General features: G+C 64.8%; 8 protein-coding genes. 5 read left to right on the top strand and 3 right to left on the bottom strand.

Annotated features, from left to right (window positions below; all coding sequences use genetic code 11):
* Positions 1–3,504, top strand: a 3,504-nt coding sequence (locus K5Q19_RS02130; RefSeq protein WP_292940580.1) for a hypothetical protein, incomplete at its 5' end; no start/stop codon positions are given.
* 9 nt (positions 3,505–3,513) lie between these two features.
* Here the strand turns inward: K5Q19_RS02130 and K5Q19_RS02125 are convergent.
* Both K5Q19_RS02125 and K5Q19_RS02120 read right to left on the bottom strand, forming a co-directional pair.
* Positions 3,514–3,912 carry a hypothetical protein gene (locus K5Q19_RS02125; RefSeq protein WP_292940576.1) on the bottom strand — a complete coding sequence of 133 codons (399 nt, stop codon included), beginning with the start codon at positions 3,910–3,912 and terminating at the stop codon, positions 3,514–3,516.
* Positions 3,902–4,090: a hypothetical protein gene (locus tag K5Q19_RS02120; protein ID WP_292940574.1), complete on the bottom strand. Its 189-nt coding sequence runs from the start codon at positions 4,088–4,090 to the stop codon at positions 3,902–3,904. The genes K5Q19_RS02125 and K5Q19_RS02120 overlap by 11 nt, the downstream gene beginning before the upstream one ends.
* A 171-nt stretch (positions 4,091–4,261) precedes the next feature.
* Here K5Q19_RS02120 and K5Q19_RS02115 point away from each other — a divergent pair, with 171 nt between their 5' ends.
* Both K5Q19_RS02115 and K5Q19_RS02110 read left to right on the top strand, forming a co-directional pair.
* Complete coding sequence (locus K5Q19_RS02115) at positions 4,262–4,915, top strand: LexA family transcriptional regulator (protein ID WP_292940571.1); 654 nt, start codon at positions 4,262–4,264, stop codon at positions 4,913–4,915.
* A 78-nt stretch (positions 4,916–4,993) separates the two neighbouring features.
* Positions 4,994–5,662, top strand: a complete 669-nt coding sequence (locus K5Q19_RS02110) for an MBL fold metallo-hydrolase (RefSeq protein ID WP_292940568.1) — start codon at positions 4,994–4,996, stop codon at positions 5,660–5,662.
* Between the two features lie 6 nt (positions 5,663–5,668).
* On the opposite strand, the gene K5Q19_RS02105 is transcribed toward K5Q19_RS02110, so the two are convergent.
* Positions 5,669–6,067 carry an MAPEG family protein gene (locus K5Q19_RS02105; RefSeq protein ID WP_292940565.1) on the bottom strand — a complete coding sequence of 133 codons (399 nt, stop codon included), beginning with the start codon at positions 6,065–6,067 and terminating at the stop codon, positions 5,669–5,671.
* Positions 6,068–6,311: 244 nt separating this feature from the next.
* Here K5Q19_RS02105 and rpmF point away from each other — a divergent pair, with 244 nt between their 5' ends.
* The gene (gene rpmF / locus K5Q19_RS02100; protein WP_054121704.1) at positions 6,312–6,491 is read left to right on the top strand and encodes a 50S ribosomal protein L32; all 180 of its coding nucleotides are present in this window, start codon (positions 6,312–6,314) and stop codon (positions 6,489–6,491) included.
* 29 nt (positions 6,492–6,520) lie between these two features.
* Positions 6,521–7,401 (top strand): phosphate acyltransferase PlsX (plsX, locus tag K5Q19_RS02095; protein ID WP_292940559.1); only part of this gene is annotated, 881 nt, incomplete at its 3' end.

Raw genomic sequence — 7,401 nt, 5'->3', positions numbered from 1 at the left:
GACTACCGCTCCTCGGGCTGCGCTTCGTGCCACGTGATCTACGCCAACGACCGCGAGCCGCGCCACAGCCTGAACTACGCCAAGTGCGGGCGCGATGGGCAGACGATCACGGCGGACCCGGCGATCAATGCCTTGCGCGAGGGCGAGCATCGCAGCGGCGCTTATGGCACCTATGATGCGGCCAAGCACGAACATCACGAGCGCGTGCGCGGCACCGTGCTCGGCGGGCGCGGCAAGTACATGGGCGGCGATGCGACCGACCCCGAGGAGAGCGCCGACCGCGAGGGCGATTGCGCGCGGGCCATCCAGTCTGCCCAGCAGCTGGTCTATGCGCCCGCCAAGGGCCCCGCGCCGCATGGCACGATGGACGAGCACAAGATGAGCCAGGCTGAGGCCCATGCCGCCGCCGGGCTTGACCATAGCGGTCACGCGGCGGGTCCGGTGGCGATGCAGGAGCGCGAACGCGGCCACCCGCTGGTCCATGCCTTCACCCGCGCGATCCCCACCGCGCAGTGCATGAACTGCCACATGCACCAGCCCAACATCTTCCTGAACTCGTTCCTCGGCTACACGATGTGGGACTATGAGTCCGATGCACCCCGCATGTGGCCCGGGCCGGAAAACACCGCGCCGCGGCCTGCGGGTGTTTCGGATGCCGATTGGCAGCGCGCATTCAAGACCCAGTTCCGCCCCAACATGGCCGAGCAGCGCGAGGTGCTCGATCGCAATCCTGAGGGCGCGTCCCCGCGCGGCCTGTGGCGCGACGTCGAATTCCTGCGCAACGTCTACGATCTCAACGCGGACAACAAGGACACCCAGTTCGCCGACTACCACGGCCACGGCTGGAACTTCCGCGCGATCCTGAAGCGCGACCGGCGGGGCAACCTGCTCGACGACGATGGCGACATGGCGACTTACGGCACCGACAAGGCGCATATCATCTCGCCCGATGATCCGGAGAAGTGGCGCAAGAACGGCGAGGGCAAGTTCGTCGATGTCGGGCCGTCGGGTCCCGGCAAGGCGGTCCACATGATGGATATCCACGCACAGCTCGGCATGCAGTGCGCCGATTGCCACTTCGCGCAGGACAGCCACGGCAACGGCCTGATCTACGGCGAAGTCGCCAATGCGGTTTCCATCGGCTGCAAGGATTGCCACGGCACCCCCGATGCTTACCCGACACTGATGACCTCGAACCTCGCCGCGCCGGAGAAGGGCGAGAACCTGGCGCTGCTGCGCAATATGGACGGCCAGCGCCGCTTCGAATGGTCGGTGGAGAACGGCCGCCGCGTCCTTATCCAGCGCTCGATCATCGATCCCAAGCTCGCGTGGCGCGTCAGCCTCGTGAAGGAATCGGTCGATCCGCAATATCAGGGGATCACCGAACCCTCGGGCAAGCCGGTGTTCAATCCCAAGGCCGCGCGCGCCAAGCTGATGGGCAAATCGGGCGCGGAAGATGGGATGTTCCGCTTCGGCCTCGGCGTCCCCAAGGCCGAGCGCGCGCATGGCGATGACGACATGGCCTGCTTCACCTGCCATCTCTCGTGGACGACTTCGTGCGCCGGTTGCCACCTCCCCATCGAGGCCAACTGGAAGTCCGCCACGCACAAGTACGAGGAAGACTACACCCGCAACTACGCGACCTATAACCCGCAGGTCGCGCGCGACGACATGTTCCAGCTCGGCAAGCACCAGTCGAACAAGTCCTCCGGCTCCGATCCGGTGAAGTTCGATGCCTCTGGCAACCCCGTCAGCGGCAAGGCGATCACCGCGCCGATCCGCTCGACTTCGGCGCTGATCCTGTCCTCGACCAATATCAACCGCGAGCGGATCTATGTGCAGCAGCCGCCGATCTCCTCGCCCGGCTATTCCTCGCAAGCTTTCGCACCGCACTTCCCGCACACCGTGCGCACCAGGGAAACCAAGCAGTGCACCGATTGCCACCTCAGCAAGGATGACGACAACAACGCGATCATGGCGCAGCTGCTGCTGCTCGGCACGAACTACGTCAACTTCGTCGGCATGAACGCGTGGTTCGGCCTCGATGGCGGGTTTGAGGCGGTGCGCGTGACCGAGTGGGACGAGCCGCAGGCGGTGATCGGCAGCTACCTCCACCGCTATGCTTATCCTGATTTCTACAAGCAGCATGTCGAGAAGAACCATCGCGAGCTCAGGAACTGGACCCGCGGCGCGATCTTCGACAAGAAGCTGGGGGGCGAGACGACCAGCCGCGAGGAATTTACCAACATCACGAAGGGCACCTCGGATGCGGTGCGTTGCCTGCAGATGCGCGGGGAATACATGTTCGTGGCGGAGGGGAAGGGCGGCTTCCGCGCCTATGATATCGCCGCGATCGGCGACAAGGGCTTCTCCGAACGAATCGTGACGGCGCCGTTCTCGCCCTTGGGCCACGATACCCACGTCGATACGACAAACGCGACCTGCATGGCGCTGCCGACCAACCAGTCCATCGCGCCCACCCGCAACACGCCCGAAATGCGCGAGGCGAACCAGGAGCAGCCGTTCTCGCCGGTCTATCACTACGCCTTCATCACCGATGCGGTGGAGGGCCTGATCGCGGTCAATGTCGATACGCTGGCGGACGGCGAATTCCGCAACAACTTCTTCCGCCGCGCGCTGACCTTCAATCCGGACGGCGTGCTGAAGGGTGCGCGCCATATCACGCTGGCCGGGGACTATGCCTATATCGTGACGGACAAGGCGCTGGTGACGGTGCATCTCACCAAGCCGTGGTCCCCTGCCGCTCCCTGCGAGGTGTCGGACAGGAAGGGCGGCGAGACTTGCCTCGATCCCAAGATCACCTCGGTCGTGCCCTTGCGCGATCCGCGCGCCACGGCGGTGCAGTTCCGCTACCTCTGGGTGACAACCGCGAACGGCCTCGAGCTGCTGGACGTGACCAATCTCGCCAAACCCCAGCCGGTGCCCTCTGCCACCGTGCCGCTCGAAGACGCCCGCCGCGTCTATCTTGCGCGTACCTATGCCTATGTCGCGGCGAAGAAGCAGGGCCTCGTTATTGTCGACGTGACCGCGCCGACGCGGCCTTCGATCTATCAGGCGTTCACCGCCGATGGCCAGCTGACTGACGCGGAGGACGTGATTGTCGCCTCCACCAACGCCTCGCTGTTTGCCTATGTGGCGGACGGCATCAACGGCGTGAAGGTTCTCCAGCTGACATCACCCGCCAGTCAGCCCAACTTCTACGGCTTCTCACCCGAACCCAGGCCCGAACTGATCGCCTGGGCGCACACGCCGAGCCCGGCGCTCGCGCTCTCGAAGGGCCTTGACCGGGATCGCGGCGTGGATGAGACCGGCGGCCAGATGGCGGTGTTCGGCCGCCTCGGCTCGCGTCCGTTCAACCGGGCGGAAATGGAAGCGCTGTTCCTGAGCAAGTCAGGTGCGCCGTTCAAGGTGAGCAACGCGGTGGACATGTCGCTATGGGTCGGCGCCAGGACCGCGCCGCAAATGATGGCGGCGCGGCCCTGAGCCTAGCCCTCACGCATCATCCAGCAGCAGCAGCGCCAGCTCCAGCGTCATCACCGGCTCGGGCAGCAGCGTCTGGTCGAGCCGCACCACCGCCGCATCGGCAACCAGTGTGCGCGGGATCATGAACTCGTGCTCGGGCAGTTCGGCCATGAACGCCTCTGCGGCATCGCAGGCTTCCCAGCCATCGTAGCGCAGCACGATCGAGTGCCGCATGCCCGCAAAGGTCACGCTCGCCCACGGCGCCTCGTGGTGCTCCAGCAGGTCCGCATGCGGGCCGGCCAAGGCGACCACTGCGCGCAGCAGGCGTTCACCGGGGCTGATGCGCACGCGCGGATGGGCGGTGGACCGCGCTTCGGGCTCCGACTTGCGCTCGATCAGCAGGGTGGGGAGAAGAAGATCAAGCCACATGGCCGGTGCTCCGATAATTGTTCATGAAATGTTCCACGCGCCTCGTTGTAGCGGGGCGGGGTTCGCGGCCATTGCGCAGATCGTCGACAAAGCGCGGATCGTGCGCGGCGAGGCGGCCGAATTTTGTGCGTGGCATGGCGTGGTGGCTAAGGAACCGCTCGATCTTGCATATCAGCATGGTCGGACCTCCGAAGGTAAAGAAAGGGGCGGGCGAGTCGTTATTGGATTTTTCTCATGTTGACGGATTATTCCTACAGTTCTAGGAAAAATCCTTCGAATATGGAGCTAGGCCATGAAATCCCGATTCGAGACGCAAAGAGCTGGTGAATCCTTGGCCGGTGAATCCCTGATGGACCCCACCCGCACGCGCCTCGTCGCGCTGGCAGCGGAGCGGGGGGTCAGCCTCTCCGCGCTCTCGGGTCTGCTGGGCCGCAATGCCGCCTATCTGCAGCAGTTCGTGCGCAAGGGTTCCCCCCGCAAGCTGGAGGAGAACGACCGCCGCACGCTCGCGGAATTCTTCGGGGTGGACGAGGCCGAGCTCGGCGCGCCGCCGCGCGAGACGGTGGTCACGGTCGGGGCAGTGGCGCCCGCGCGCGGGGCCGATTGGGCCGATATTCCGCGCCTGCCGCTGGGCGCATCGGCTGGGCCGGGCACCGTGGCGCACGATGCCCCGCCGGTTGACCGCCTGCGCTTCTCTGGCCGCTGGCTGCGCCAGCAGGGCCTCGATCCCGCGATGCTCAGCGTGATCGAGGTGGAAGGCGATTCGATGGACCCCACCCTGCGTGATGGGGACGAAATCCTTGTCGATCGCTCCCCGCGAGCCTTGCGCAGCGGGCTCCACGTGATCCGGCTGGATGATGTTCTGCTGGTGAAGCGGCTGGAACCCGGCTCAGCCGGCACCCTTCAGATCATCAGCGACAACCCCGCCTACCCGCGTCTGGAGCGCGCCCGCGCCGATGTCGTGGTGATCGGCCGCGTGGTGTGGAAGGGAGGGCGCATCTAGGATTTTTACCCCTCCGTCATCGGCGCAGACAGGTCGGAGGGGTTGCTTTGCCCTCCTTCAGACGCCACTTTGCACGGCATGACCGAAACGACCGATATGCCGCTGAAGGCCGCCATCATCCCCGTCACCCCGCTGCAGCAGAACTGCACGCTGATCTGGTGCACCAAGACCATGCGCGGCGCTTTCATCGATGCCGGTGGCGATATCGAACGCCTGCGCGCGGCGATCGCAAAGTCGGGCGTCACGATCGAGAAGCTGCTCGTCACGCACGGCCATATCGATCACTGCGGCATCACCGGCGTGCTCGCCAAGGAACTCGGCGTGCCGATCGAGGGGCCGCACGAAGCGGACCGCTTCTGGATTTCGCGGCTAGACGAGGACGGCAAGCGCTGGGGCATCCGGGGAGAGGTGTTCGAACCCACGCGCTGGCTCACGGATGGCGATACGGTGACGGTCGGCGAAGTCGAACTCGATGTGATCCACTGCCCCGGCCACACGCCCGGCCATGTGGTCTTCGTACACCAGCCCTCGCGCTTTGCCGTGGTGGGCGATGTGATCTTCCAGGGCTCGATCGGCCGCACGGATTTCCCGATGGGCAACCATGCGCAGCTGATCGCCTCGATCACCGAGAAGCTCTGGCCGCTTGGCAATGATATCATGTTCGTTCCCGGCCACGGGCCGAACAGCACCTTCGGCCGGGAACGTCAGACCAACAGCTTTGTCAGCGATTACAATCTGATGCAGTAAAACGCCTTAGGCCATCGCGCTGATGATGGCCCAGATGGCGAGGCCAAGCAGCGTGAACAGGGTGATCAGCGTGCCGATCAGACGGCCGCTGCCGAAGGTGCCGCCTTCCATGCCCAGCCCATGTGCAACGCGGCCCAGCATGAACACGCCCGCCACGGCTGCAAGCGCCGAGCTGCTGGGATGCGCGAATTCGAGCGCGGCGATCATGATCAGCACGATCGGGGCGTTCTCGTTGAAATTGGCATGCGCGCGCATGCGGCGGATCAGCTTGTCGTTGCCGCCGTCGCCGACCGAAACCTTCTCGGCCGTGCGCACCTGGCCGCAGCGGATTGAAAGCCAGATGTTGATCAGCGCGGCTGCGGCAACGGCGCCCAGAGTGATGGGCAGCGTGATGGGCAATGTCATGTGTCGGTTATCTCCCGTTGGGCTTTTGTTATCGCACCCCGCAGCCCTCGTAGCGGCCCCGCGCTTGCAAAGCATCCAAAAATCCGTATAGGCGCGCCTTCGCCCGCGATCGGCGACTCCAGCTTGCTGCCAATTGCCAGTCGGGCCGTCCAAGAGTGGCGCCCCAACAGGGGTTGTGCGCCGGTCCGGATTTGCCTATCGCGCTTGCCACTAGACGACTTCAAGATCAGGAACAGGTGCCGAGATGGCCGTCCCCAAAAGAAAGACCTCGCCCTCCCGCCGGGGCATGCGTCGCAGCCACGATGCACTGAAGGCCGAAGCCTTCCACGAGTGCTCCAATTGTGGTGAACTCAAGCGTCCCCACATGCTGTGCGGTGCCTGCGGGCACTACAACGGCCGTGAGATCATTGCCGTCGGCCTCTGATTTCGGCTGAAGGGGGAGACAGCCGGATTATGGCTTTGCCGCGTATCGCCGTCGATGCGATGGGCGGCGATGTGGGCGTGCGCGTCATGATCGAAGGCGCCGCACTCGCGCGTCGTCAGCACGATCAGTTCAAGTTCCTGCTGGTGGGCGATGAAACCGCCATCAAGCAGGCCCTCGAAGCGCACCCGAATCTGCGTTCTGCCTCTGAAATCCTGCACGCCCCCGATGTCGTGGCCGGTGATGAGAAGCCTACGCAGGCGCTCCGCCGTGCGCGCACCACATCGATGGGCCTCGCCATTGATGCGGTGAAGAGCGGCGCAGCCGGTGCCGCCGTCAGCGCAGGCAATACCGGCGCGCTCATGGCCATGTCGAAAGTCGCGCTGCGCACCATGCCGGGGATCGATCGGCCCGCGCTGGCTGCGCTGGTGCCTACGCTCGGGACGCACGATCTCGTCATGCTCGATCTGGGTGCCAACACCGAATGCGATGCGCGCAATCTCGTGCAGTTTGCCATCATGGGTGCGGCCTATGCCCGCATTGTCCATGGACAGGCTGAACCGCGCGTGCGCCTGCTCAACATCGGCACCGAGGAAATCAAGGGCACCGACGAGCTGCGCGAAGCAGCCGCCATGCTCAAGGAAGCGCAGGAAGCACTCGCCTTCCGCTTCGACGGCTTTACCGAGGCAGACAAGCTCTCGCGCGGCGATGTCGATGTCGTGGTGACTGATGGCTTCACCGGCAACATTGCGCTCAAGGCCATGGAAGGCGCAGCGCGCTTCGTGGCCGATCTCCTGCGCCGCAGCTTCTCCAGCTCGCTGCGCTCCAAGTTCGGCTTCCTCATTTCCAAACCGGCGACCGAGCTGCTCAAGCATCATCTCGATCCCAACAATCACAATGGCGCGGTGTTCCT

Source organism: Novosphingobium sp., assembly GCF_019748365.1.
In the GTDB taxonomy this organism is placed as follows: Bacteria; Pseudomonadota; Alphaproteobacteria; order Sphingomonadales; family Sphingomonadaceae; genus Novosphingobium.
The sequence above is the reverse complement of the archived record's forward strand: the minus strand, read 5'-3'. Positions and strand labels throughout refer to the sequence as shown.

Bases quoted from the DNA above. Each gene is read 5' to 3' on its own strand.
- K5Q19_RS02115 (WP_292940571.1), top strand. From the start codon at position 4,262: ATGGACCCCACCCGCACGCGCCTCGTCGCGCTGGCAGCGGAGCGGGGG.
- K5Q19_RS02120 (WP_292940574.1), bottom strand. From the start codon at position 4,090: ATGCTGATATGCAAGATCGAGCGGTTCCTTAGCCACCACGCCATGCCA.
- K5Q19_RS02125 (WP_292940576.1), bottom strand. From the start codon at position 3,912: ATGTGGCTTGATCTTCTTCTCCCCACCCTGCTGATCGAGCGCAAGTCG.
- K5Q19_RS02105 (WP_292940565.1), bottom strand. From the start codon at position 6,067: ATGACATTGCCCATCACGCTGCCCATCACTCTGGGCGCCGTTGCCGCA.
- rpmF (WP_054121704.1), top strand. From the start codon at position 6,312: ATGGCCGTCCCCAAAAGAAAGACCTCGCCCTCCCGCCGGGGCATGCGT.
- K5Q19_RS02110 (WP_292940568.1), top strand. From the start codon at position 4,994: ATGACCGAAACGACCGATATGCCGCTGAAGGCCGCCATCATCCCCGTC.